This is a genomic window from Meiothermus granaticius NBRC 107808 (assembly GCF_003574355.1).
Lineage (GTDB): Bacteria > Deinococcota > Deinococci > Deinococcales > Thermaceae > Meiothermus > Meiothermus granaticius.
This window is the reverse complement of record NZ_QWLB01000048.1, coordinates 1-25,062: the sequence shown is the minus strand read 5'-3', so window position 1 is coordinate 25,062 and position 25,062 is coordinate 1. Positions and strand designations below refer to the sequence as shown.

The following is a 25,062-nucleotide window of genomic DNA, read 5'->3' as shown; positions in this document are numbered from 1 at the left end:
CCACGACCGCAGCCCAGGCCCCCACCGCCCCTCCTCGATGCCCCAGCACCAACGCCAGCCCCAGCAGCAGCGGAATTAGGAGCAGCGGTAAAAAGGTAGGGACCGAGCCCAGTAAGGTGGGTTCTACCGTCTCCCGACTGAGGTTGCCTAGGGAGCGGCTAAAGGGGAAGGCCACATAGGCGATCAGCAGCCCTATCACCCCACCGATCCATAGGCGCCGCATCGAACCCTTGGCCAAGCCCGAAAGCAGGGCGACCAGGAGGCCAAGCCCCACATACAGCACAATGGCGGTCATACTCCCCCCTGAAGATCCCGGTTCGGCAATCCGTGTATAGGGGTTGCCTTCATGAGAGCATCTCCTTGCGTTCGTAAATTTCGTCCACCAACTCGTCGGTAAGTTCTAAGGGGGTCCCGTCAAACACCAGTCGCCCCTGTCGGAAGGCGATGATCCGCTTCGCGTATTTGAGCGCCAGGTCCAAGGCGTGAATGTTGATCACCACCGTCACCCCCTGCTCGGAATTGAAGCGCCGCAAAGTGCGCATCACCTCTTCGGAGAGCACCGGGTCTAGGTTGGCCGCAGGCTCATCCGCCAGGATCAGGGTGGGCTCCTGGGCCATGGCTCGAGCAATCGCCACCCGCTGCATCTGTCCACCCGAGAGCGAATCCACTCGAGCCCCTTCCTTAGTGGCTAAATCCACTCGAGCCAGCTGTTCCCGGGCGATGGCATAATCGCGCTCGGTGTACAGCCCCAGCAGACCACGCCAGGTCGGTAGGTAGCCCAATCGCCCGTGGAGCACGTTGTCCAGCACGCTCAGCCGGGTTACCAGGTTGAATTGCTGAAAGATAAACCCCACCTGGCGGCGATATTTCTGCAGCTCCCCCTTGGACAAGCGGGTGATGTCTGTTCCCTCCACCACCACCGAGCCCTGACTGGGCCGCAGCAGACCATTGAGGGTGCGCAAGAACGTGCTCTTCCCGGCCCCCGAGCGCCCGATGATGGCAACGAAATCCCCCTGGGGAATCTTCAGGCTCACCTCAAGGAGGGCCTGGAAAGGCCCCCTCGAGGTCACAAACGTCTGGCTAACACCCTGAACTTCGATCATAACCTGGGTAAACCGCCTCTAGCTTATCGTGAAAAAGCCCCCGGGAAACCCCCAGGGGCTTTGGGCCCTCCGCAGGCCTACTGGCCCGACAGCTTTCTAGCCTCCCGCACCACATCGTAGTCGGAATCTTTGGCCGGGACCATGTAGTCGATCCGGTAGAGATCAAACAGCAACTTGCTCTGCGGGGTCTTGATGCGCTGGATGGCCGCAGCGATGCCTCGGGCCAGGTTAGGATACTTGGCCAGGAAATCCTTGGAAACGGTGAAGGTGTCGCCAGGGATGGGCTTGGAGTAGAAAATGGCGGTGATCTGGGCCGCCTCCTCGGGCTTCAAAAACTGGGTCCAGGCTCCGCTCTTGTTCTTGTCGTCGTTGGCGAAAGTGGCCGCCGCATCCACCGACTTGTTGAGCACCGCCAGCACTGCCGCATCGTGTTTGCCGGCAAAAACCTGCTTGGAGAAGAACTTGTCGGGGTCTATCTTATCGCTGATCAAGGCCGCACGGGGAAAGACATATCCCGCAGCGGAGTTCTTGTCTACCCAGGCGATGGTCTTGCCCTCCAAGCCCTGGATGTTCTTGATGCCGGAGTCTTTGCGCACGATGATCGCCGACCAGTAGTAGGGGCTGTTACCGCGCACACTCTTCAGGAGCACCTGCGCCCCCACATCCTGATGGGCCACCACGTAGCCATCTGGGGGAAAGAAGGCGAAGTCCAGATTGCCCCCCCGCATGGCCTCAATCAGCCCGCGATAATCGGTGGGGATGAAAATCTGTACTCGGACCGTGCCCTTGAACTCCTTCTCGATGAAATCGGCGATGGCTTGGGCTGCCGGCTTGAGCTGGTCGGAGTTCTGGGTGGGGTTGAACCCGATGCGGACGGTGATGGGAGTCTGGGCCAAAGCCGCAGACAGGCCAAGGGTGAACAAGGCCGCCAGAAGAATCAGTGTGCGTTTCACGCCGAAAGTGTACACCATGAAGGGTCAAGTTGGTATCAAGGCGATGGAGGAGGCTCTATCCACCATCAGGGCTGCCGGGCCCCCCGCCTAGGTTGACGCCTCCTGGCCCAGCCCTTAGCCTGCAAGCTATGAAGGCCCTGATCTTCGACCTCGACGGCACCATCTTCGATAGCGAGAGCGCCATCTTTCGGGCTTGGCAGACGGTCTACGCCGAGCAGGGAGCAGAGCTGAACCTCGAGACCTGGCTGCCCCTGCTGGGCACCAACGAGGTGCCGTTTGACCCGCTGGCCCATATCGAAGGCCTGGTAGGACACCCGATCCCTCGCAGCCAAGTGCTGGAGCGGGCCAGGGCCCTCGAGCGGGAGTACGTGGAGGCCACCGATACCCTGCCCGGGGTGCGGGAGCTGATCGCCCAGGCCCAGGCGGCTGGACTCGGCCTGGCCGTAGCCAGCAGCTCAGGGCGAAGCTGGGTGGAAAGCCACCTGGAACGATTGGGGCTACGGGAGCATTTCGCAGTGTTGCGCACCCGCGACGATGTGGAGCGGACCAAACCCGATCCCGCCCTCTTTCTACAAGCAGCCTCAGGGTTGGGGATCAAGCCGGATGAAGCCATCGTGCTCGAGGACTCCCTTCACGGCATCAGAGCGGCCAAAGCCGCCCGAATGTTCGTGGTGGCCATCCCCAACCCGCTCACCCGCCACCTGGATCTGAGCGAGGCCAACTGGGTCGTGCCTTCATTGGAAGCGGTCACCCTCGAGGCCCTGCGGCAGGGTGGCGTGAAGAGCGGTAAGGCCTGGGAATGAATGAAGTCCACAACCCCAGCAAAAAACCGGGGGAACTCCCCCCGGCTCGGCAATTCAGGTGGCTACTTCTTAGCGTTGCGTGGACGCGCCTTACCAAAGCTGCCCCGCCAGATCTTGCCCCGACGGGTACGGCGATCTCCCTTACCCACGTTCCCCCCTAGGCTTTGTTGCTGAGCAGGCTATGAACCCGGCTCATCAGACGAGACTTACGGCGGGCCGCAGCGTTTTTGTGCAAGGTTGAGCCCTTGGCGGCCTTGTCAATCAAGCTCTCCGCATACCGTAGGGTACGGGTGGCCTCTTCCGCATTGCCCTGCTGGGCCAGTAGGGCGGCCTTTTTGCTGACAGTCTTAATGGTGGACATCTTGGCCTTGTTGCGAGCACGGCGCTTCAAGGACTGGCGGTGCCGCTTCAAAGCGGAGGGATTGCGGGCGGTTTTCTTCTGTGCCATAGTTCTCCAAACGTCTCTTGCTCGGGTCTGAGCAAACCGCTCACGAGTCTAGCACACCCTGAGGGTTTGTGCCTAGTAGCTGCTATTTTTGGTCCCCACCCAGTCGTAGCGCACCCGGCCTCGAGCCTGGTTGAGCTTAAAGACGATCTTGTACTGCCCCTGGTCTACCTGGTAGCGCAGGGTGTTGTCGAAGCGACCCCGGTACTGCACCGAGGAGGTGACCGGCTGTCCCCCTTTGCGCACCTCGACCTCGAGCTCTCCCTGGCTCAACTGCCCGTTGAGCACAATCTTTATGGCGTCGAGGCCGGAGGTATTGAGGTCATACTGGGCCTCGCCGGTATAGTTCCAGTAAAAGACCGGGGTAAAGGGGGCATATCCCACCGCTAGCCCAAAACGATTGGCATAGAGGAACAGCCCGGCAGCGACCACAACCAAAAACAACAGGCTTCGCACGCCCCTAGTATAGACTCACCGCTGCCGCATCCCTAGGGGAACCCCTACTGCACATTTAGGCTGATGGTGCTCAGCGGCGGCTCCGTAGCCGGTTGGCCTTTCTCCCGCACCTCATAGGTGATGCTGCCGACCCCAGGGTCAGAGAGATAGCTCCAGCCGCAAGCCGCATTGAGGGACAGTTCCTTACGTCCGATCACCCGGTCTCCCCGCCTAACCGTGATGCTGTACCCCTGGCCCGAGCCGATCCCCCCAAAGCGGAAGGGCCTCGAGACCGTCCCCCCGGCTTGCAGGTTGCTCAGGCTAAAGGGCTGGTTGCACACCGTTCCGGCTGCCGCTTGTTGCACGAGCAGGCGCAGCTTAGCCCCACTCCCCTCCCCTTGGCGGCGCACCTCATACACCCGTTCTCCCGGCACCGGCGGAGGCACATTCAGGCTCCACTGCCCGCCCTCCGGCACGACCAGGCGGCCCAGGCTGGTGCCGTCTTCGAACACCTCGAGGGTCTCCCCGGCCTTACCTATCCCCTGCAGCGTGAACCCCGAGGCGGAAACCTGTGAGCCTTCAGCCGGGGCCACAAAGGCCGGGACATCCCCAGCCTGCACCTGAACGGTGGTACGGACCCCCACCGCCTGCCCGACCCGGCGGGCCTCATAGATATGGAGGCCTGCCCCAGGTAACCCCGGCAGGACAAAGCTCCACCGACCATCGGCCCCCACCATGACCGCTCCCAGCCGGGCAGAACCATCATAGAGCTCGAGGGCCTCCCCGGCCTGCCCCCTACCCTCCAGGCGATAGGCTCCGGCCACAACCCGTGATCCACTTTGGGGCAGATCGATCGTTACCGCTGTGGCCGCAGACAGGCCCAGACTAAAAGCCCGCAGCCCCAGCCCAGGCAAAAAGCCCAGCAGCACCAGCAAGGCCGGTGCAATCCACAGCAACCACCCTACCCCCAAAGCCCCCTGGGCCGCTGGGGCCATCAGGGCCCCGCTCAGGCCCAGTGGTGCCGCCAACACATTTCCAGCCGCCTCCGAGCTGCCGAAGCGCCGGGTGGCTTCCTCGGCCTCGCGGTCTTCAGCCGCTGCGGTCTCACTGGGCTTGGCCAGCAGCAGGAAAAAGACCTTGAGGTAGTAGTACGCCGAGATGGCCGAGGTGATCAGGGCCCACACAATCAGGCCCCAGTATCCGGCCTGGGCGGCCTCCTGAAACACCAGGTATTTGGCCCAGAATCCGGCCAGGGGAGGCAGCCCCAGGAGCGAGAGCACGCCCAACCCCATGGCTCCCCCCAAGAGCGGCTTGCGAGCAAACAGACCGCGCAAACGCTCCAGAGGCACATCCTGATTGGAAAGCTGGGCCAGCACAGCAAAGATTGTGCCGGTTGCCAGAATGTAGGTCAGCAGGTAAAAGGGGATGCTGGCTTGGCCAGAGGGACCAAACAACCCCAGGGCCACATACCCCGCATTGGCAATCGAGGAGTAGGCAAACAGCCGCTTGGCCTCGGTTTGGCGCAGGGCCCCCAGGTTTCCGAAAAGGGTGGTGAGGAGGATCAGCGCCGCCAAGCCGTATCCCCATGCGCTCATCTGCGCGGGCAAGAAAATGCGCAGCATCGCCGCAAAAGCAGCGGCCTTCACCGCCGTGGCCATGAACAAAGTGACCACTGTAGGGCTCCCCTGATACACGTCGGGCGACCACCACTGGAAGGGGACCATTGCGGTCTTGAAGGCGAACGCCGCCAAGATCAGCAGCAACCCCGCCGCATACAGAGGCCCCGAGCCTTGAGCCCCGGCCATGAAGCTGCCGGTCGCCCCGAAGTAAAGGGCAATGCCATAGAGAAAAAGGGCCGCCGCGAGAGCCCCCAACAAGAAGTACTTGAGGCCCGCCTCAAAGCCCTTGTTGTCCCGCTGCCAAGTGGCCAAAACATACAGCGGCAGCGAGAACAGCTCGAGCGCAATCAGCAGCACCACCAGGTTCGGGCTGCTGCTCATCACGTGCATCCCGGTTACTGCATAGAGCACCAGCAGGGGATACTCAAACTTCTTGGCGGGTCCGAGCAGCAGGCTCCAAAGCCCGCCCAAGATGGCCAACACGGTCAACCCCCGGGCCAGGGTATCGAAGCGGTACATCCCCCCAAAGGCCTCAACCGTGCTTCCCCAACCCACCAGGCAAAAAATCGCCGCCAAAACCAGGCCCAACAGGGTGATCTGACGGTTGGTCTCCCTGGGCAGGACAAAGGCCAGCAAGGACAGCACGGTGGCGAAGGCCACCAGGATGAACAAGGTGGTCATGCCCCACCTCCCAGCAACGAGGCCAAGGCCTTACCCAGGGGCTCGAGGTAGAGCGTAAAGAGCTTGGGATACATCCCCATCACCACCAGCACCCCCACCGTCACCCCAGCAAACACCCACTCCCTGGGGCTCATATCCGGCACCGCTTGGCTCTGCGGGGTTTCCTGAAACACCTTCTGGTAAGCCGTAAGGGCAAAGGCCGCCGCCGCAATCACCGAGAGGAAGGCGATAAAGGTCAGCCAGGGGCTGGTTTGATAAGCCCCCAAAAGGGCCAGAAACTCACCAGGGAACCCGGAAAGCCCCGGCAGTCCAATCGTAGCCATCAGCAAGAACATCCCCAGCACATAAAGCGCAGGGGTGTGCTTGGCCAGACCCCGCACCGGGGTGAACTCGAGGCTTCCCGTCCGCAGGTACACCCGGCCCACAAAGAGGAACATCGCCCCGGTGTAGATCATTGAAGCCCCCAGCAAGAACAAGGCCCCTACGGTGCCCTGGCTGGTCCCGCTAAACAACCCCAGCAGCCCGATGCTCATGTGCGAAACCCCGGCGTAGGCCAAAAGGGTTTTCAATCCCTAGCGGCAAACGCCAGCCAGGCCGCATAAATCGCCCCCAGAGCCGCCAGGAACAGCACCAGCCCCTGCCACTGCTGAAACCCCGCCGGGAGCAGTGGGATGGCCCACTTGAAGAAGGTAAAGATGCCCACCTTGTACAGGGTTCCCATGGCATCGGCCAGGCCCGAAGGATGGTTCTGTTGGTGAAAAGGCGGAAGCCAAGCGTGCATGGGAAACATCGGGGTCTTTACCGCAAATGCAATCAAAAAGCCCAAAAAGGCCCAGCCCGCCGCAGCGCCGCTCAGCGGGTGCTGCAGGAGATCCCCGTAGAGGAAGCTCGAGCTGCCCCCCAGGTAGCGCACCGCGAAGATCGAAGCCAGCATCGGCAAGGAGCCCACCAGCGTGAAGATGGCAAAGGTATAAATCGCCCGCAGCCGGTCCGCGCCGCCGTAAAGCCACAGCATCAGCAGAGAGGGGATCAGGGTGGCCTCGAAAAAGGCGTAAAAGAGCATCAGGTCGTTGGCTGCGAAGATCCCCAGCAACCCGGTCTCCATGGTCAGGGCCAGCCCGAGGAAGCGGGCGGGTACGTCAGCGATCCACACCCCCAACAAAACGGTCAGGCTCACCGCAATCCATAAGAGCAGCCCGGCCCCGTCAAGGCCTAGGGCGTAATAAACCCCTACCTGGGGCAGAAGCGGGGTTTGAAAGGCATAGGCCAGGGATTGCCCTGGGACAACCCCTCCGGAGGCATACCCCGCAAACAGCAGCACTGCGATAAGGAAGGTGATCGCAGCCACCACCACCGCAAAGGTGCGGCCCAGAACGGGCCAGATCAGCAAGAGGATCCCCGCAACCAGGGGCAGCCACAGTCCAAGGTGAATCATCGCAGCACCCCCCATCCCACCAACAGCACCGCGGCGATGATCAGGCCAACCACATAAAACCGCAGGTAGCCGGTCTCGAGCTGCGCCAACCACCCTCCAATCCCTCCAACCAGCCCACCCAGCCCGCCAAAGCCCCGCAGCAATCCGGTATCCGTGGCGAACAAGAACTGGGCGAAGGACTTCATGGGGTTGACCAGAACAGTGTTGTAGAGCTGGTCAGCGTAAAAGCTGTTGAGCGAAGCGGTCTGGAAGCGGGTAAACCAGCCGGGAAGCACCCGCTGTTGGAAGAAGCGGAAGCCGTAGTAAAGCCCTATCAGGGCCACCACCGCCGAGAGCAAGATCAAGCCCCACTCGGTGGCCGCAGAGAGCTCATGAGCCCCCTCATGAACGATGTTGGCATTGAGCCAGGGCTCGAGCAGGTTCTTCTGCTGAATCACCGCAGGCAAGCCCACAAACCCCGCAAAAAGCGCGCCGATGCTCAGGGCATGGTTGGGCCAAGTCATGACCGCCGGGGACTCATGGGGATGCTCCTTGCCCCGATACTCGCCCATGAAGACCAACACGAACCAGCGCATCGAGTACAAGGCCGTCAGGAAGGCTACCGCCAGCATGATGAACCACAACAAGGGGCTATAGGCGAAGCTCGAGGCCAAAATCGCATCCTTAGACCAAAAACCCGACAACAGCGGCATCCCGCCCAAGGCCAAGGCCCCGATCAGACCGTGCCAGCGGGTCTGAGGCAGATATTTCCACATTCCCCCCATCTTGCGCACATCCTGCTCGCCCCCCAGGGCATGGATCACCGAGCCCGAGGCCATAAACAGCAAGGCTTTGAAGAAGGCGTGGGTCATCACGTGGAAAATCGCCACCCAGTAAGCCCCGACCCCCGCCGCCACAAACATGAACCCCAGCTGCGAGAGGGTTGAGTAGGCCACAATGCGCTTGATATCGGTCTGACCAAACGCGCTCAGGGCACCATAAATCGCCGTGGCCGCCCCGATGATCACGATCCACAAGGAAACTTCCGGGGCCCCCACATAGAGGAAGCTGGCTCGAGCCAACAAATACACCCCTGCCGTCACCATGGTTGCAGCGTGAATCAAGGCCGAGACCGGGGTGGGGCCGGCCATGGCGTCAGGCAACCAGACCATCAGCGGCACCTGGGCGCTTTTGCCGATGGCTCCGATGAACAGGAGGGCCGCAGCGGCTGGAAGCGCCTGGAAAATCAGGGTGGAAGCCTCAATCTTTTCCCGTAACCCCGAGATGGAGAGCGTCCCGAACATGGCCCAAAGCAAGCCCATCCCCAGCAAGAACCCAAGGTCACCGATGCGGTTGACGATAAAGGCCTTGCGGGCGGAATCCGCGTTCACCCGATCGGTGTACCAAAAACCAATCAGGAGGTAGGAGGCCAGCCCCACCCCTTCCCATCCGATAAACATCACCGGAAAGCTATCGGCCAGCACCAAGACCAGCATGGCCGCAATAAAGAAGTTGAAGTAGCTGAAAAAGCGACTGAAACCGGGATCACCGTGCATGTATCCGATCGCGTAGACGTGGATGAGAAAGCCAATCCCAGCCACCACCATCACCATCAAGCCGGAAAGGTGGTCGAGCCGAAGGCTAAAGGGGATACCGGGAAGCCAATCGGCCACCGCCCACTGCGCACCCCCTCCCGCCAGAAGGAAGATCCCCAGGAGGAAGCTAGCCAGAACCAGCAACGAGGCCAACCAGCCCGAGGCCAGCTCACCCAGGCGTCGGCCAAAGAGCCCCAGCAGGACAAAGCCCAACAACGGCAGGGCGATGACTAGGGGTAAAAGGATCGTGGTCTGCATATCACCCCCGAAGCCCACGCAGGTCATCCACGCTGGTGGTCTCGCGGCGACGGAAGATGGCCACGATCAGTCCCAGCCCCACCGCGACCTCAGCGGCAGCAATGGCGATGACAAAAAGGGCGACCACCTGGGCATCTAGGCTGCCGGTGAGTTTGGCGAAACTGATCAGCGCGAGATTGGCTGCGTTGAGCATCAGCTCGATCGAAAGGAACACCAAAATGGCCGTACGACGGGTTAGAGCCCCATAGGCTCCTGTGGCAAATAACAGGGCAGAAGTGATCAGCCAGATCATCGGCCCACCACCTCCCGTTCATCCTGCGGAGAGGGCTGCGGGCCCCGGCTGGGATGGGCTGGGTGTTCGGTAGAGCGGGTCAGGCGCTCAGGCTCGACCAGCACCACCGCCGCCACCGTAGCGATCAGGAGCAAAAACCCCACCGCCAGCAAGGCATACAGCCAACGATCGGGGCCATACAAGAGGGGCCCCAAAACCTGCGGTAGCCCTCCTTGCAGAGGGGGCGGACTGGCCGGGGCTTGGAAGTGGGTCAGGGCATAGATCAGTATGGCCGCCAAGCCCAAAGCCCCAATCAAGGCGGGGGCTTGTAACCCAGGCAGCAGATCCTCCCCCACATTGGCCCTGGCCGCTGAGAGCAGCATGATCACGAAGAGGAAAAGCACCACGATGGCCCCGCCGTAGACGATGATCTGGATCATGGCTACAAAACGGGCCTCGAGCCCCACATAAACTGCCGCGATCACCAGAAAATTGGCGATCAGAGCGATCGCAGCCCGCACTGCGTTTTGCAACCGCACCACCAAGATCCCCGTTCCCACCAACAGGACCGCGGCCACGATGTCCCAGAAGCTCACCGCCATGCCAACCCCCATAAGGATCTACCACCCCTGTACCTGCCGAAGGATCGAATACCCATCCATCTCATAACCTTGCCGATTCTATCGCTAAAAGGGGTAATCGCAACCACCTCGCTTGTTGGAAAGGGATCCCCTAGTGCGGGTGGCTGGAGGATTCATCGGCAGGATGGGCTTCTACTTCACGCACTGCGGGAGCTTTTCGCTTCTCCTTGAGGATGGGGGCCTGAACCCCCTCGAGCTCCGCCCGCACATAGGGCACCGCATAGCCCCGCTTGACCGCTTGTCCGGTGTACTTGGCCTCCCGGCGCTGGGGCTTGGTTCCCTGCACCTCCACCAACATGTCCTCTTTGCCGTAGACAAAGTCGCTGTAGCGGTAATCGGCCATCTCGAAATCGTAGCCGAGCACCACAGCCCCGGTAGGACAGGCCTCCTCGCACAGCCCACAGAAGATGCAGCGCAGCATGTTGATCTCATACACCTTGGCGTAGCGCTCTCCTGCCGAGACCGGATGGGCCGGATCGTTCTCGGCCGCCTCGACGTAGATGGCATATGCCGGACAAGCCGCAGCGCACAAGGAACAACCAATGCACTTCTCGAGGCCGTTGGGATGGCGGGTGAGCACATGCCGCCCATGCCAGCGCGGCTTGAGCGGCACAGGAGCATCGGGGTAGGGAATGGTTACCGGCTTGGAAAACAGGGCTTTGAGGGTAATCCCTAAGCCTTGGGCGAGTGCAGCAATACTGCTCATTCAAAACTCCTTTCAGCGATTCACCGACCGGGAAGCCTTTAGTCCCCCACCCCAGGCCGCATCGTGCGGCGGGGGGCTTGCGGCTTTGCCCCCAGCACCACGTAGATCGAGAACCCAATCAGCGACAGGGCCGAGAGCCAGGCCAGAATCGAGAGCGGCAGCTTGAAGGCCACCACCGCGGCCACGATGAGGAACCAGATCAAGGCCAGCGGCAGCAAGCGCCCCCAGCCAAAGCGCATCAACTGGTCATAGCGCAGCCGGAAGAAGGTTCCGCGCACCCAGATGAAGAAGAAGAGGAACAGGGCAATTTTTACGAACATCCACAGGTAAGGCCAGGCGAAAAATCCCCCGATCCAGGGGATCGCGGTGAGGAAACCCGGCATCCGCCACCCCCCCAAGAAGAGGGTGGGGATCAGGGCCGAAGCGGTGATCAGGTGGATGTACTCGGCCATCTGGAACAGGGCCCATTTGATGCTGCTGTACTCCGTGTTGTAGCCGCCCACCAGCTCTTGTTCCGCTTCGGGAAGATCAAAGGGGGTACGCGCAGCCTCGGCCATGCTCGAGACCACAAACAAAGCAAAAGCAGGAAGCAGATAGAGGATCAGCCAGCCGTGGGTGTGCTGCCACTCCACGATGGCCTGGAGGTTCAAGGAGCCGACCAACACAACCGGGGCCAGGAGCGACATCCCCAGCCCCAGCTCGTAGGAGATGAGAGCCGCCGAGGAGCGCAGTGAACCCAGCAGGCTGTACTTAGAGTTGCTGGCCCAGCCAGCCAGAAAAATGCCGTAAACAGCAATTTCCGAGACCGCGAAGATGTAGAGGATCCCCACATCCAGGTTGATCACCCAGGGATCAAAGCCAAAAAAGGCGTGTTTGGGCCCAAAGGGGATCAATCCGAAGGTAAGCACCGCGAAGGTCACCGAGATCATCGGGGCTAGCCAGAACACCAACTTATCCGCCGCGCGCGGCACGATGTCCTCTTTGAGGATGGATTTAATGGCATCGGCCAGGGGCTGCAGAAGGCCATCCGGCCCGACTCGGTTGGGCCCCTGACGGATCTGGATGCGGGCAAGGATTCGGCGCTCGATTAGGGTCATGTAGGCAAAGGCCGTCAGCAAGCCGAAGATGACCAAAAAGGCCTTGATCCCCACCATCCAGAGGGGGTCAGTAGAGGCCTCGGAAGCCTGAGCAAAAGCCGGAGCAATCCCCAGCAGGCCAACAAAGCCCAGCTTGGGTACACGTCGAATGGAGAACGCCGTCACGCCTCACCTCCAACCAAAATGCGGGCCTCCAGGCTTCGCCCAACCCATGGACCCAGAGCGGGCAGGTACATCGCCCCGCTCGGCAAACCCTGCACCAGCTTCACGGTGACTTTTTCCCTTCCAGCGGGGGTTTCCAGCTCTACCGTAGCCCCGTCTATCAGCCCATGAGCCCGGGCCACCTCCGGGGAGGCCTCGAGCGCCACCCGCACCACCTTGGCCACCGCCCCGGTGAGTTGCTCTCGCCGCCACATGGTCGGGCGGAGGTATACCGGGGTTGAGGGTTGGGGGCTGGATACCGAGGGCTGGAAGCTGGCCGGCTTGATATTCCAGCGCCCCATCAGGGCTGGAAGCTTCCATTTCTCCGCCAGGAGCTTGGTGGCTTGACGAACCAGGCGAACGGGAGGCTTAACCCCAATCGCTTCCGCCAAAACCGCCAGGGCCGCCACCGCCCCATCGGCCTCGCCGTTGTCGATCGAAACCGGCTCGAGGGGCAGCACCCGGCCCTCCAGGTTTACGGTCTGCCCACGCTTTTCATAAGGAGTCTGGTTGGGCAGGATCACGTCGGCGTAGCGATCGGTCAGGGCATTGCGGTGGGTAAGGTGCAGAATGCGGAACTGGGCGGATTTGAGCTGCTCCTCGGTGGGAGCGTAGCCGTAGTAAACCGCCTGAGGCCCGGCCTCGGTCCAGGCCGCACCCCCTTTGGCCGGATACAGCCCCAGGGCCTCGAGGCCCCGCGCATTGGCCGCCGGAGTCAGGCACAGCACCTTGGCTCCAGTCTTTTCGGCCAGCTGCTTGGCCTTAGTCGCGGCCTCGGGGGCATTGAGCACGTTCGCCCCCAGGATCAGAACGGACTTTTGCGACTCCGCAAGGCGCTTGCGGGCCCACTCGAGGGCTTCCTCCAGCCCCGCCGGGGCCTCCCCCTGGCCCAGCAGGGCCGCGAGGAGGGCCGCCTCCTGGCCTGGGCGATGGGTTCCGCTGGCCCCGGCCCACTTGGCCAGCTGGGCCGGGTAGGGGCTGAATAGGGCCAGCTTGGAGCGGTCTCGAGGCACGTTCTCTTTGATGTTGAGGTCCGCGATAGGGGTGCCGTGGCTCAGCTTGGAGGCCGGCTTGAGCCCACGGGTCAACTCCGAAAGGCGCAGGTGGACGATGGGGGTCTCCTCGCTAGGATCTCCCAACACCAGCACAAACTGCGCATCCAGCAGCTCATCAAAACTCGCCGCCAGGAACGCGGTGGCCGGGGTTTCGGTACGGCCCTGGAAATCCCGGTGGGGGGTGCCCAGGGTTTGGGCCAGCTCAACCGCCGCCAGGCCCTCCTCCAAAGTGGCTCCCCCCGGCAGATAGATCCCGATCCGGGTCTGGGGAACCCCGGCCAGACCGGCCTTGATTGCAGCCTGGGCCTCCTCCCAGGTCACCTCAACCAAACGCCCATCCCGCCGCACCAGCGGCCGGGTAACCCGACCCTCGTTCACCCAGTCGTGACCGAAACGGGCCGCATCCGAGATCCAGGCCTCGTTGACCTCCCGCCGCTCCTGGGCCCGGATCCGCTCCAGGAAGCCGCTGCGGGTATCGGCGATGATCCCCGAGCCCGAAGCGTCGTCCATCGAGGTGGTGGCCACCGAGTCATACTCCCAGTTGCGTCCCCGGAAGCGCGCGGTGCGGTCTAGGAGCGCTCCCACCGGGCAGATATCGGTGATGTTGCCGCTGAAGTTGCTGGGCAAGGTGGTCTGGTGCCCCTCGATCTCCTCGGTATTGATGAAAGTGTGCACCCCCCGCTCAATGAAGTCCAGCACTTTATCCCCGGGGACCTCCTCAAAGTAGCGAATGCAGCGCTTACAATGGATGCAGCGCTCGCGGTCCAGGGTGATGAACTCCGAGAGGGTGTGGTGCTTGTCCACATGGCGGCGGGTCATCTCGTAGCGGGTGTATAGGGGCAGCTCGAGCTCCCCCGGCTGGTAAAACTTCTCCACCAGGCCATACTCGTAGCTGCGGTCTTGCAGCTCGCAGGCCCCGCCCTTGTCACAGGTCGGGCAGTCCAAGGGGTGGTTGAACAGTGTCAGCTCAACCATTCCCGATTGGGCGTGCTTAACCTCGTCGGAGAGGGTATCTATGGCCATCCCATCGGTAACCGCAGTTACACAGGAAGCGGCCAGCTTGGGCGCCCAAAAGATCTTGGGTTGCCCGTTTTCATCCAAGATGAAGCTCCCATCTGGTCCTTTGCGGGGCGCCCCGGTCTTGACCAGGCACATCCGACAAGCGCCCACCGGGGAGAGGTATCGCTCGGCACAAAACAGCGGCACATCGTAGCCGGCGTGAAAGATGGCGTCCATCGCAGAGGTGCCGTTCGGAACTTCGATGGTGCGGTCGTTAACGGTTACCTTAGCCATACCTTCACCCCCAGCGGCTCCCTGCTCGCTCCACCGCTTTGCCGTGTTCCACCGCATCCACAAACTGGTGGCGCCAGTGCTTCAAGCTGCCGCGCACCGGCCAGCAGGCCGCATCGGCCAGGGCACAGAAGCTGCGCCCTTCGATCTGGTCCAGCATGTTCTCGAGGATCTCCACATCCCCCGGCTGGCCCTGCCCGGTCCCGATCTTCTCGAAGAGGTTCACCATCCAGCCCGAAACCCCCTCGCGGCAGGGCGTGCACTTACCGCAGGACTCGTGACCGTAGAAGCGGGTCACGTTCCACATCGCGTCCACCATGCTCATGCTGGCCGGAATCCCGATCACCCCCCCAGTGCCCAGGAGCGAGCCCTTGGCCACCAGCGATTCGTAATCCATGGGGGTATCCAGGGTCTCGTCGTTCCAGGGCAGCGGCGGGCACGAGGAGCCTCCCGGAATGAGGGCCTGGATGGGCTCGGTGGGGCCACCGGCGCAGTCGTAGAGCAGTTCGCGGAAGGTGGTGCCCAGGGGCAGCTCGTACACACCGGGCCGCTTGAAGGGCCCCGAGACCTGGAAGAGCTTGTGCCCCTTGGATTTCTCGGTGCCCATGCTGGCAAACCAGTCGGCCCCGCGCTGGATGATGTGCACCGCACTGCACAGCGACTCAACGTTGTTGATGGTGGTGGGCTTGCCCCATAGCCCGGCCTGGGCTGGGAAGGGCGGCTTCTGCCGGGGGTTGGCCCGCAGCCCCTCGAGGCTGTTCATCAGGGCGGTTTCTTCCCCGCAGATGTAGGCCCCAGCCCCTCGGTGGATGTAGATCTCGAACTCAAACCCACTGCCAAAGAGGTTCTTGCCTAGATAGCCGCGCTCCCTGGCCTCTTTCACTGCTCCCATCATGCGATCGTAGGCCCGGCGGTACTCGCCCCGAATGTAGAGGTAGCCCTTGGTGGCCTGAATGGCCAGCCCCGCGATCATCATCCCCTCGATCAGCTGATGTGGGTCGTCTTCCATCAGGTAGCGGTCTTTGAAGCTACCTGGTTCGCTCTCGTCCGCGTTGCAGGCAATGTAGTGCTGCTTACCGGTGTTTTTAGGCATGAAGCTCCACTTGAGCCCGGTGGGAAACCCCGCCCCCCCTCGCCCGCGTAACCCGGATTTCTTAACCTCCTCGATCACCGCATCCTGACCCATGGCGATGGCCTTTTTGATGGCCTCGTAACCGCCGTGGGAGAGGTAGTAGTCGAGGGTCCAGGAGCCCGGTTTGCCCACCTGGGCGTACAGGGTGGGGACAAACCGCGGATCCTTGCCCGAGACAATCGGCCCTTGGCTCATGCTTGCACCTCGTCTCCCCGGTTGTGGACCACATGCCCTACCTTGCCCGGAAGTTGAATCTCTTCCAGCTTCTTGCCCTGGCGCAGCCCCTCGAGCAAGGCCTGCAACCGGGCCTTGGTCACACACTCCACATAGGGCTCATCATTGACCTGAATCACCGGCGCAGTGTGGCATGACCCCAGGCACTCCACCTTCTGGATGCTGAACAGACCGTCGTCGGTCACGTCCCCGCGCAAGATTTGCAGCTCATTGACCAGCTCGTCCCACAGCTCATCCGCCCCCCCAATCGCGCAGGAGAGGGTGGCGCAGACCTGAAGGTGATATTTGCCGGTGGGAAGAGCTTGATAGTAGCTGTAAAAGCTCATCACCCCCGCCACCTCGGTGGCGGTTAGACCCAGAATCTGCCCAATCTCCTCTTGTCGCTCTGGGCTCACCCAGCCCTCGTCCTGCTGCACCCGCCGCAGCATGGGCATGAGCGCGGCTCGACGCTCGGGGTATTGGGCAAAGGTTTCAGCCAACCAATCCTGTTTGTCGTCAAAGAAGCCCATCCATATCCCTTCCTTATCGGTCCACATCCCCCATCACCGGGTCGAGCGAGGCGATCACCACCACCATGTCCGCCATCTGCACCCCTTTGCAGGCATACGGCAGGGTTTGCAGGTTGACAAAGCTAGGAGCCCGCACCTTAACCCGGTAAGGCATAGAACCACCGTCAGAGACAATGTAGTAACCCAGCTCGCCTCGAGCGCTCTCGGTGGGCACATAGACCTCACCGAGCGCAGGATGAAACCCCTCGGTGACCAGCTTGAAGTGGTAGATCACAGCCTCCATCGAGGTTTCCAGCAGCTTGCGGGGCGGCAGCGAGATCTGCGGGTCGGGGTCGCGGACGGGGCCCTCGCCCATAGCCTCGAGCCGCTCCACCGCCTGAGCGATGATCTTGACCGATTCCCGCATCTCGAGGGCCCGGATGATCACCCGGTCGAAGATATCCCCCCCCTGGAGCACCGGCACCTCAAAGGCGTAGGTCTCATAGCCGGCATAGGGGTAGGCCTTGCGCACATCGTAGTTCACCCCCGAAGCCCGCAGGCTGCCCCCGGTGAGCGAGAGGTTGATGGCATCCTCAGCCGGGATCACCGAGACCCCCTTAGCCCGCTCGTAAAAGATGGGGCTCTCACGGAATAAGCCCTCGTACTCGTCAATTCGGGCCGGCATGGCCGCGATGAACTTCTTGACCTGCTCCAGGAATCCCTCTGGCAGGTCCTCCTTGAGCCCACCGATGCGGATGTAGTTGTGGTGGAAGCGCTGCCCGGTAACCCACTCAAAGAGATCCAACACCGCTTCCCGCTCGCGGAAGGCATAGAAGAACGGGGTAAGCGCCCCAAAGTCGAGCATCCCCGTCCCCAGGAAAACCAGGTGGCTGGCAATGCGCGAAAGCTCGTTGAGCATGACCCGAATGGTCTGGGCCCGGAGTGGAACCTCCGCCCCCACCAGCTTTTCTACGCTCAGGGCATAGGCCAGGTCGTGGGCGAAACTATGGAGATAGTCCATCCGCGGCGTATAGGTGATGTCTTGGGTATACGTGCGGTTCTCCATGTTCTTTTCAAAGCCGGTGTGGAGGTAACCGATATGCGGGGTCAGGCGCAGGATCTGTTCGCCGGAGAGGTCCACCACCACCCGCAGCACGCCGTGGGTCGAGGGGTGTTGCGGCCCCACGTTGAGGGTCATCACCTCCGACTTGAGCTCTGGAGCATCGGCCAGATCGTAGGCTTCCTCGCTAGGGCTGTGCAAGGCGCTGGGGTCTTTAATCATCGCTCCTCCCCGCTCCGGCCACCTGCCGGATCTCATCAAACACATCCTGGTACCCCTGGCGGGCTCCTCCCCGGTAACCGGTCATCCCGCTCTTGTCGCCCGAAATTCCGGCCCGGAAGTTGTCTGGGTCAATGAAGCGCCCCTCCTTGAAGAGGGTGGGGGTCTCCCCCAGCGGGAAGTCCTTGCGCAGGGGGTACCCCTCGAGGTCTTCGGGGGTGAGAATCTTGCGCAGGTCCGGATGCCCCTCGAAGCGAAGGCCAAACAGATCGTGAACCTCGCGCTCGAGGAAATCGGCCCCCATCCAGAGATCAGTCAGGGTGGGCAGGGTGGGTTCGGCCTCCGGCACATATACCCGGACAAACACCCGGCTGCCATCGCCATCTTTATAACCGGGCAGCGAGACCAGCTCGTACACCACGCAAAACCGCTCGGGCTTGGGCTGGGGATAGCGCAGATAGTCGAGCCCCACAATATCCGCCAAGTAGTTCCAACCGGCGGCTTTCATCGCGGCCACAAAGGCTTTGAACTCCGCCCTAGGAACGTTGATCCAGGTGTTGTCGTGGGCCTCCTCGAGGGGGTATCCCTTGGCCTTTGCCTGCTCTTTGAGTTGCACCAAGCGCTGCATCTGCCCTCCTAGTACCGCTTCCAAGCCTCAACCGCAGGCAGCTTGCGGCCCTGGTCATCCCGGGCGCGGCCCTGGATTTTCTTCTGAAGCTGCATGAAGCCATAGATCAGGGCCTCGGGGCGCGGAGGGCAGCCGGGGACAAAAACATCCACCGGCACCACGCTGTCTACGTTTTGCACGATGGCGTAGTTGTTGAACATCCCGCCGCTGCTGGCACAAGCCCCCATGCTGATCACCCATTTGGGATCGGGCATCTGGTCATAAACCCGGCGGAGCACCGGAGCCATCTTCTTGGAAAGCCGCCCGGCCACGATCATCACATCGGCCTGGCGGGGGCTGGCCCGGAAAACCTCCGAACCAAAGCGGGAGAGGTCGTTGCGGGCATCGGTCGAGGCCATCATCTCGATGGCACAGCAGGCCAAGCCAAAGGTAGCGGGCCACAGGGAGTTAGAGCGCCCCCAGGCCACTAGCTTCTCTAACGTGGTGAACAGGATACCTGCGTTCTCGAGTTCCTGCACGTCTTTGGTAAACAAATCTGCGATGGTTGCCATCCACGCTCCTTCACAGCACGATCGGCCAAGCTTCTCAAATTGCATCCAGCTTTTTGCGCTCTAGTGCCACTTCATCACACCCTTGAACCACTCGTACAAAAACCCCACAAACAACAACACCGTAAATATCAACAGCCCCCCGAACCCCACCGCTCCCAATGTTCCTGCGCTCACGGCATAAGGCCACAGAAAGGCCACTTCCACATCGAAGATGATAAACAGCATGGCCACCGCATAAAAATGTACCGGGAAGCGCCGAACCTCCCCCGCGGGGTCATTGCCCGATTCATACGGCATGAGCTTGGGGCGACTGGGCTTTCTGGGGCCCAGCAAGGCCCCCACGCTCACTGCCAAAATGGCAATGGCCACCGCCACGGCTAAGTAGACCAGAACAGCTTGGTATTCGGTGATGGGTGATAGCATTCTCCCCCCTCCTGAGTTCGTGCCGGTCTTCACGAGTAAGCCCAGAAAACCACACTCAAACTCACTTCATCCGCCATAGTCTACACGTTCACTTATCCCTTGCAAGTCGTTCCTATTGCAATTTTTAGAAAAGCCTCGTGCCCAGCCAAGGTCCATACAGCGGCTGAGCGCCGGGGCTTGCCCCGGCGCTCACTTGCAGGTTTACCGCTCTTTAGTCAAAGAGGTCAAAGAGCCGGCCCAGTTTGCTTTTGCGCTTGCCCGTGCGCCGATAGTACTCCTCGTCATCGTCGGTATCGAAGGGCGAACGAGGGCGCGGCTGAGCGGGATATTGGCGGGCGGGTTCGTCTTGGCTCCGGTACTCGCGCTCGAGCTGACCTACTTGCTCCAGCAGCTTCTCGAGCTCTCCACGGTCCAGCCAGACCCCACGGCAGATTGGGCAGATATCTAGGGTCACACCGTTGCGCTGAACCTCTTGCATGGGGCTATTGTCGTTGGGGCAAATGAGTAGAGGCATGGTTCCCTCCCAGCCTCATCGTGGGGGAATTTCGCCGATTTTACTGTTGCAAAACCCCTGGCTTATCCGGTGGTTTTGGGTTACCCTGGGGAGAAAAATCCGTCCCAGATGAGCTTTCTCTGAGTTGTGTTCAGGTGGGCACCGACTCGATCTCCTTAGGCCTCGAGCGTTCCGCCAACCGCACCAGCAGAATCGAGATCCAGTAGAGGATGAGCAGGGGAGCGGTCACCAGGCTGAGGTTGACTACGTCCACCGTAGGGGTGATCACCGCGGCCAAGGTCACCAGCCCCACCACCGCGATCCGCCAGTTGCTGATCAGGAAACGGCTGCTCAAAAACCCTAGGCGCCCCAGCAGGTAACTCACCACCGGCATCTCGAAAAGGATCCCCATCAGACCCAAAAAGGTCAGGATCTGGCCCATGTACATCCCGATGCTGATCTGCGGTGTGACCACATCGCCCAGGAAGCCCAGCAGGAAAGGGACCGCGAAGGGCAGCAGGACAAAGTAGGCAAACACAGCCCCTACCGCAAAGCTGAACCCCGCCCCAATCAGAAAGGGTACTGCCAAACGGCGTTCGTGGGGATAAAGCCCCGGAGCGATAAACGCCCAAATCTGATAAACGATGAAGGGCAGCGCCAAGGCAATCCCCCCAAACGCGGCCACCTTGAACGCGGTGAGGAAGGGCTCGGTGATGTTGAGAACGATAAGTTCGGCCTTGACTGTAGCCGTCGCGTTATATGCGTCCAGCGGACGCTTGAGCAAGTCGAGGATCTGCACCCGGAAGGTGAAGGCCACCGCGGTCATCACCCCCCAGGCTCCGATGGCCCACAACAGGCGGGTACGGAGTTCCTCGAGGTGCTCGATCAAAGGGGATTCGCGCATGCTTTAGTGTGCGTCCAGGCTTAGGCTTTGGGTTTGTTGCTTTCTTCCCCCGCTCCCGCCTCTGCTTTTGGGGGTTCGGCGGAGGGGTTGGCCTCTTCGATCAAACCTTCAGCCCCCTTCTTAAACTCACGGATACTCTGCCCTAGCCCTTTGGCCAGCCCCGGCAGTTGTTTAGGGCCCAAAAGGAGCAGCGCGATTGCCAAAACCACGATCAGATCTTGACCCGCCAGCATGATGGCCTCCTAGGCTTTGGGCTCCTCGGCCTTAGCCACAGGAGCAGGTTTGGACGGCTCATTCAGGCTGGTAGCCTGCTCAAACTCCTCGCGGATGTTCTGTGCGCCCTTCCTGAATTCGCGAATGCTCTGCCCCAGTCCACGGCCCAGTTCGGGCAGTTTTTTGGGCCCAAAGAGCAACAGGGCCACCAGCAAGATGATCAAGATCTCTGGCATCCCAAGGTTCATAGCTTGCCTCCTCCTCCTACTCTATCCCCGTACCTGAACTCCATCTGAAATTTATACTCAATCCGAACCACATCATAAGCGACAAAAGCCACAAATTCGGGGCTCGAGGGGTCCCTCGAGCCCCTTCCCGGTTTACCGGAGGCTGCCGTTGAGCCCGTTGGGGAAGAAGCCTCCCTTACCCATCCCTCCCAGGTAAACGATCGCCAATACCTCACTGGGGCTTCGCCCGAAGGCCACCCCGTTGTCGTCGCTAACCACGAGGTTGGCCTGGCCGTTCAGCACCAGCCCCTGATCCTTACCCCCACCCACCTTGGCCCGCAGGTCGCTGATGGCCTGGGTGACCTGCTGCACGGTAAGCCCGGCCGCAGCCTGCTGATCCTTGCGCTGATACAGCAGGGTGCGAATTTCTCCAGCGTGATAGGCCTCAACCGCCAGGATCCCCGCGGCTGTATCCAACACCCCTCCTGCGCTGTCGTCCGTGATCAGCCGGGCCGCCCCTTTGTAAGCCGTCACCCCCACGTCTTCAAAAATGAAGGCTCCATGCAGAAAAAATAGCTCATTGGCGAAGGGGTTGAAGTTGGAGATGGCGTTGTTGCTGGCGGCTGCCCCCGCCGCCGCAAAGGCCGGGCCGAGGTCGAGAACCGGGCGAGCCACGGCTTTAGCCCCCAGCGCCCCCCGGATGGCCTTGACATGGTTGAGTTCATCGGTGGCGATTTCGTTCGCGTATTGCTGCACCGCGTCGCTGAGCCCTGGGACCGGGCTGCTGCCATCGAAACCTGAGGGCAGAATGATCTGGGCGTTGCCCCCTCCAGCGGCATTCAAATCCGCCAAGCGGCCCACCGCAGCAAGATAGAAAGCGGCCTCGAGGTACTCCAGGTTCAGGGCGAAGTTCAGCACATCCACATCCAGGTTGGGCTTGGCGGCCATTCCCATGGCGCTACCGCAAGCAGTCATGGTCCCGCCTAACACCGCACCCACCCCCACTGCCCCAAACTGTCTTATTGCTTCTCTACGATTGATTACCGCCATAACCGCCTCCCTCCCTGAGCCGGGGCCCCGAGCTCAAGAACCCATGAAGCGCTTCCCCCTACCCTACGCAGGGCGGCCAAGGTTTGGATGGGCCGGTCAGGAGGCTAGCCCTTTTTTTCGGTCAGGAGCTTTCGCTGCCGATACCCTTCAATGTTGCGCTGTCGCTCCCGGGCAATCGCCAGGGCATCCTCGGGTACGTCTTGGTTGATGGCGCTGCCCCCCGCTACGAAGCTGCCGTCCCCGAGCCGCACCGGAGCAATCAGCAGGCTATTTGAGCCCACAAAGACCCGCTTACCGATCACCGTACGGTTTTTGTGCACCCCATCGTAGTTGGCGGTGATGGTGCCAGCCCCGATATTGGTCTCCTCGCCAATCTCGGCGTCCCCCAGGTAGGCCAGATGCCCGGCCTTAACCCCCCGACCCAGCCGGGTGTTTTTGGTTTCGACAAAGTTGCCGACATGCGCCCCGGCCTCGAGGTGTGACCCCGGGCGCAGCCGAGCAAACGGCCCCACAAAAGCCTCGGTGGAGACATGGGCCCCTTCGCAAACCGTATGCGACTTGATCTGCCCACCCGGCTCTACCGTGGTATCGCTCAAAACGCTGTAGGCCCCCACCTCCACCCCTTCGCCGAGCTGGGTTTTGCCCCGCAGAACCACTCCAGGCCACAGGGTTACATCGGGGGCCAGCTGCACCGAAGGCTCCAGGTAGATCGTCTCCGGCTGGATCATCCGTACCCCTTCGTTCATCCAGTGGGTCCGCAGCCGGGAGAGCAAAACCCCCTCGACCTGGGCCAGTTGAGCCCGGGAATTCACCCCCAGCAGCTCTCCCGGATCGCGCGACTCGAGCGAGACCACCCTTTTACCCGCCTCCCGGTAGATCTGGATCAGGTCGGGCAGGTAGTACTCCTTGGCGGCGTTGTTGTTGTTTACCTTCTCCAGCATCTGCCAGACGCTGGGGTCGAAGCAGTAGACCCCAGGGTTAATCTCCTTGATGGCCCGCTGCTCCGGGGTGGTGTCTTTCTGCTCGACGTTGGCGATGATCTCCCCTTTTTCATCGCGGATGATCCGTCCATAACCGGTAGGATCGTCGAGGTGCATGGTCACCAGGGCCATGCCGGCATTGCCAATGGTGCGCACCAATCCAGTCAGGGTTTTTACTCGAGTCAACGGACAATCCCCGTAGCGCACCACAATCGGGCCGTCAAAACCCTCCAGCAAGCCGCGGGCCTGCATCAGGGCGTGGGCAGTGCCTAGCTGCTCGGATTGCAAGGCGAACTCGAGGCGCTCATAGCCCGCGAGCGCGGCCTGAACCTGCTCGATGCCGTACCCGGTCACCACCACCACCCGCTCGGCCCCGCTCTCCAGCGCCGATTCCACCGCGTAGGCCAACATCGGCTTGCCCAAAAGCGGGTGCAGCATCTTGGGCAGCTTGGACTTCATGCGGGTGCCCATCCCCGCAGCCAGTATCACCACAGCGTGTTTCATAATTTCGATTCTAAATGCCCCATCCCCAGGAATTTGGGCGCTATCCGCGTTTGGCCCGCGATTTCGCGTTGGGAACCGCCGGGGCTGGCTCTGCCGCAGGCTTCCGGGTCCGCGGCCACCGGGCCAGGAGCACCAAGGCCAGGATGATCAGGGGAACCGAGATGATTTGGGTGGCGGTAAAGAGGCCAATTCCCGCTTGCGGGTTGAGGTAGACCTTGAGCCATAGGGGATTGAGGCGGAAGGTCTCCTCGAGCCCCGCCCGCAGCAGGCTGTACCACAGCACAAACTGCCAGAACACATACCCATAGGCACGATTCTGGCGCAACCAGTAGTAGGCCAGGATCAGCAGGATAATCCCAATGATCACCCCATACAGCTGGGTGAAGTGTACCGGCCCTCGCACCAGGGTATCCGGGGCACAGCGGGCTACCTCACTGATGTCGTTGATGCCCTGGCAAATCCCTGGAAAGCCTTTAGCCCAAGTAGGCCAGGTAAAACCGATCGGCCAGTCGGTCAGGCGGCCCACCGTATCCGAGCCGTTCATGATGTTGCCCAGCCGCCCGGCAATCACCCCCAGGGCGATTCCCGGCACCACTGCGTCAAGGTAGGCCCAGACCGGGATTTTATAGCGGTAATAGGCATACACGTAGGGCAGGATGCCCCCGATAATCGCCCCGTGAAAGGAGAGACCGCCCCTCCAGATGTACAGGGCCTCTACCGGGTTCGCGTTGAACTCCGCCGGGCTGGTCAGCACATAGCCGACCCGTGCTCCGATCACCCCCCAGATCACCGCCCAGAAGGTGATCCCCTCGAAACGCTCGGGGTCAAAGCCCCAACGGGTGATCAGGCGCTTGGCGATCTCGAAACCGGCGAAGATCGCCAGCACCAAAAAGAGCCCGTACCAGCGAATCTCGAGCCCCCCCAGCTTGATTAGAATTGGGTCCATCCGACCTCCTGTAGCTTTTTGTCCAGACGCTCAGGGGTAAATTTCCCCTCGAGCAGCACCTTTCCGGCTTTTAGCAACACCGGTACCCGAAAGGTGTACTGCTGTTTGAGCTCGGCGTCCTCGTCTACCTCGAGGCGCCGGTACACCACCCCCCGCTCGGCCAAGAGCGCCTCGGCTTCCTGGCAGAGGTGGCAGGTCCTGCGGCTGATCAAGGTATAGTCCATAGCGATCCCAGCGAAAAGCTGCACCCCGCGCCATCAGATCCACCGCCGAGGGTACAGCAGGGATAGGGGCCGTTCTCGAGACCAACACCCCACCCCCCGATGATACAACCGCCCCCTAGAAGATCGCCCGCAGCACCAGCAGGCCCATCACCAGGTGAATCAGGAATTTCCCCGCCATCCCCCCCAACATCCCCACCACCGTTCCCCAAGCCCCACGCA

27 protein-coding genes and 2 pseudogenes are annotated in these 25,062 nt (G+C 61.6%); 1 reads left to right on the top strand and 28 read right to left on the bottom strand.

Annotated features, from left to right (window positions below; all coding sequences use genetic code 11):
- From Mgrana_RS14185 to Mgrana_RS14175, 3 genes and pseudogenes are all read right to left on the bottom strand, one after another.
- A pseudogene (locus Mgrana_RS14185) lies at positions 1 to 295 on the bottom strand (phosphonate ABC transporter, permease protein PhnE); the annotation flags it as partial.
- A 49-nt stretch (positions 296 to 344) separates the two neighbouring features.
- Entirely contained in the window at positions 345 to 1,103 is a 759-nt protein-coding gene (gene phnC, locus Mgrana_RS14180) for a phosphonate ABC transporter ATP-binding protein (RefSeq protein ID WP_119358254.1), read from the bottom strand.
- A 77-nt stretch (positions 1,104 to 1,180) separates the two neighbouring features.
- A complete protein-coding gene (locus Mgrana_RS14175; protein ID WP_119358257.1) occupies positions 1,181 to 2,056 on the bottom strand; it encodes a phosphate/phosphite/phosphonate ABC transporter substrate-binding protein in 876 nt (291 codons plus the stop codon).
- 128 nt (positions 2,057 to 2,184) lie between these two features.
- Here Mgrana_RS14175 and Mgrana_RS14170 point away from each other — a divergent pair, with 128 nt between their 5' ends.
- The gene (locus tag Mgrana_RS14170; RefSeq protein ID WP_119358253.1) at positions 2,185 to 2,859 is read left to right on the top strand and encodes an HAD family hydrolase; all 675 of its coding nucleotides are present in this window, start codon (positions 2,185 to 2,187) and stop codon (positions 2,857 to 2,859) included.
- 62 nt (positions 2,860 to 2,921) lie between these two features.
- On the opposite strand, the gene Mgrana_RS14165 is transcribed toward Mgrana_RS14170, so the two are convergent.
- The 25 genes and pseudogenes from Mgrana_RS14165 to Mgrana_RS14045 all read right to left on the bottom strand — a co-directional run bounded on the left by Mgrana_RS14165 (position 2,922) and on the right by Mgrana_RS14045 (position 24,843).
- Positions 2,922 to 3,008, bottom strand: a complete 87-nt coding sequence (locus Mgrana_RS14165) for a 30S ribosomal protein THX (protein WP_119358252.1) — start codon at positions 3,006 to 3,008, stop codon at positions 2,922 to 2,924.
- A gap of 8 nt (positions 3,009 to 3,016) precedes the next feature.
- The gene (rpsT, locus tag Mgrana_RS14160; protein WP_119358251.1) at positions 3,017 to 3,307 is read right to left on the bottom strand and encodes a 30S ribosomal protein S20; all 291 of its coding nucleotides are present in this window, start codon (positions 3,305 to 3,307) and stop codon (positions 3,017 to 3,019) included.
- 72 nt (positions 3,308 to 3,379) lie between these two features.
- A complete protein-coding gene (locus Mgrana_RS14155) occupies positions 3,380 to 3,760 on the bottom strand; it encodes a hypothetical protein (protein WP_119358250.1) in 381 nt (126 codons plus the stop codon).
- A gap of 44 nt (positions 3,761 to 3,804) precedes the next feature.
- A complete protein-coding gene (locus Mgrana_RS14150) occupies positions 3,805 to 6,039 on the bottom strand; it encodes an NADH-quinone oxidoreductase subunit N (RefSeq protein WP_119358249.1) in 2,235 nt (744 codons plus the stop codon).
- A pseudogene (locus tag Mgrana_RS14145) lies at positions 6,036 to 7,474 on the bottom strand (complex I subunit 4 family protein). Before Mgrana_RS14145 ends, Mgrana_RS14150 begins: the two are co-directional and overlap by 4 nt.
- Entirely contained in the window at positions 7,471 to 9,306 is a 1,836-nt protein-coding gene (gene nuoL, locus Mgrana_RS14140) for an NADH-quinone oxidoreductase subunit L (protein WP_119358248.1), read from the bottom strand. The pseudogene Mgrana_RS14145 and the gene nuoL overlap by 4 nt, the downstream one beginning before the upstream one ends.
- Before the next feature lies 1 nt (position 9,307).
- Positions 9,308 to 9,598, bottom strand: coding sequence for an NADH-quinone oxidoreductase subunit NuoK (gene nuoK / locus Mgrana_RS14135; RefSeq protein WP_119358247.1), 291 nt, complete (start codon positions 9,596 to 9,598; stop codon positions 9,308 to 9,310).
- Positions 9,595 to 10,173, bottom strand: a complete 579-nt coding sequence (locus tag Mgrana_RS14130) for an NADH-quinone oxidoreductase subunit J family protein (protein WP_170146494.1) — start codon at positions 10,171 to 10,173, stop codon at positions 9,595 to 9,597. Before Mgrana_RS14130 ends, nuoK begins: the two co-directional genes overlap by 4 nt.
- Before the next feature lie 136 nt (positions 10,174 to 10,309).
- Positions 10,310 to 10,924, bottom strand: a complete 615-nt coding sequence (nuoI, locus tag Mgrana_RS14125) for an NADH-quinone oxidoreductase subunit NuoI (protein ID WP_240631387.1) — start codon at positions 10,922 to 10,924, stop codon at positions 10,310 to 10,312.
- A gap of 38 nt (positions 10,925 to 10,962) precedes the next feature.
- Entirely contained in the window at positions 10,963 to 12,078 is a 1,116-nt protein-coding gene (gene nuoH, locus Mgrana_RS14120; protein ID WP_119358256.1) for an NADH-quinone oxidoreductase subunit NuoH, read from the bottom strand.
- Between the two features lie 104 nt (positions 12,079 to 12,182).
- Entirely contained in the window at positions 12,183 to 14,570 is a 2,388-nt protein-coding gene (locus Mgrana_RS14115; RefSeq protein WP_119358245.1) for a molybdopterin-dependent oxidoreductase, read from the bottom strand.
- Positions 14,571 to 14,574: 4 nt separating this feature from the next.
- Positions 14,575 to 15,894: an NADH-quinone oxidoreductase subunit NuoF gene (gene nuoF / locus Mgrana_RS14110; protein WP_119358244.1), complete on the bottom strand. Its 1,320-nt coding sequence runs from the start codon at positions 15,892 to 15,894 to the stop codon at positions 14,575 to 14,577.
- Positions 15,891 to 16,442, bottom strand: a complete 552-nt coding sequence (locus Mgrana_RS14105; protein WP_119358243.1) for an NADH-quinone oxidoreductase subunit NuoE family protein — start codon at positions 16,440 to 16,442, stop codon at positions 15,891 to 15,893. Before Mgrana_RS14105 ends, nuoF begins: the two co-directional genes overlap by 4 nt.
- A 13-nt stretch (positions 16,443 to 16,455) precedes the next feature.
- Positions 16,456 to 17,703, bottom strand: a complete 1,248-nt coding sequence (gene nuoD, locus Mgrana_RS14100) for an NADH dehydrogenase (quinone) subunit D (protein WP_371862052.1) — start codon at positions 17,701 to 17,703, stop codon at positions 16,456 to 16,458.
- A complete protein-coding gene (locus tag Mgrana_RS14095; protein ID WP_119358242.1) occupies positions 17,696 to 18,328 on the bottom strand; it encodes an NADH-quinone oxidoreductase subunit C in 633 nt (210 codons plus the stop codon). Before Mgrana_RS14095 ends, nuoD begins: the two co-directional genes overlap by 8 nt.
- 8 nt (positions 18,329 to 18,336) lie before the next feature.
- Positions 18,337 to 18,879 carry a NuoB/complex I 20 kDa subunit family protein gene (locus tag Mgrana_RS14090; protein WP_119358241.1) on the bottom strand — a complete coding sequence of 181 codons (543 nt, stop codon included), beginning with the start codon at positions 18,877 to 18,879 and terminating at the stop codon, positions 18,337 to 18,339.
- Positions 18,880 to 18,939: 60 nt separating this feature from the next.
- On the bottom strand, positions 18,940 to 19,302 hold the full coding sequence (locus tag Mgrana_RS14085; RefSeq protein ID WP_119358240.1) for an NADH-quinone oxidoreductase subunit A: 363 nt from the start codon (positions 19,300 to 19,302) through the stop codon (positions 18,940 to 18,942).
- 211 nt (positions 19,303 to 19,513) lie between these two features.
- Positions 19,514 to 19,816: a TFIIB-type zinc ribbon-containing protein gene (locus Mgrana_RS14080; RefSeq protein WP_119358239.1), complete on the bottom strand. Its 303-nt coding sequence runs from the start codon at positions 19,814 to 19,816 to the stop codon at positions 19,514 to 19,516.
- Positions 19,817 to 19,946: 130 nt separating this feature from the next.
- Positions 19,947 to 20,699, bottom strand: a complete 753-nt coding sequence (gene tatC / locus Mgrana_RS14075; protein WP_119358238.1) for a twin-arginine translocase subunit TatC — start codon at positions 20,697 to 20,699, stop codon at positions 19,947 to 19,949.
- A gap of 20 nt (positions 20,700 to 20,719) precedes the next feature.
- Positions 20,720 to 20,932, bottom strand: a complete 213-nt coding sequence (locus Mgrana_RS14070) for a twin-arginine translocase TatA/TatE family subunit (RefSeq protein ID WP_119358237.1) — start codon at positions 20,930 to 20,932, stop codon at positions 20,720 to 20,722.
- Positions 20,933 to 20,941: 9 nt separating this feature from the next.
- Complete coding sequence (locus Mgrana_RS14065; RefSeq protein ID WP_119358236.1) at positions 20,942 to 21,160, bottom strand: Sec-independent protein translocase subunit TatA/TatB; 219 nt, start codon at positions 21,158 to 21,160, stop codon at positions 20,942 to 20,944.
- A gap of 132 nt (positions 21,161 to 21,292) precedes the next feature.
- Positions 21,293 to 22,189, bottom strand: coding sequence for a ferritin-like domain-containing protein (locus Mgrana_RS14060; RefSeq protein WP_119358235.1), 897 nt, complete (start codon positions 22,187 to 22,189; stop codon positions 21,293 to 21,295).
- Between the two features lie 104 nt (positions 22,190 to 22,293).
- Positions 22,294 to 23,673: a bifunctional UDP-N-acetylglucosamine diphosphorylase/glucosamine-1-phosphate N-acetyltransferase GlmU gene (glmU, locus tag Mgrana_RS14055; RefSeq protein ID WP_119358234.1), complete on the bottom strand. Its 1,380-nt coding sequence runs from the start codon at positions 23,671 to 23,673 to the stop codon at positions 22,294 to 22,296.
- A 40-nt stretch (positions 23,674 to 23,713) separates the two neighbouring features.
- Positions 23,714 to 24,619: a prolipoprotein diacylglyceryl transferase gene (gene lgt / locus Mgrana_RS14050; protein ID WP_119358233.1), complete on the bottom strand. Its 906-nt coding sequence runs from the start codon at positions 24,617 to 24,619 to the stop codon at positions 23,714 to 23,716.
- The gene (locus Mgrana_RS14045) at positions 24,604 to 24,843 is read right to left on the bottom strand and encodes a glutaredoxin family protein (RefSeq protein WP_119358232.1); all 240 of its coding nucleotides are present in this window, start codon (positions 24,841 to 24,843) and stop codon (positions 24,604 to 24,606) included. The genes lgt and Mgrana_RS14045 overlap by 16 nt, the downstream gene beginning before the upstream one ends.
- Between the last annotated feature and the right edge of the window lie 219 nt (positions 24,844 to 25,062).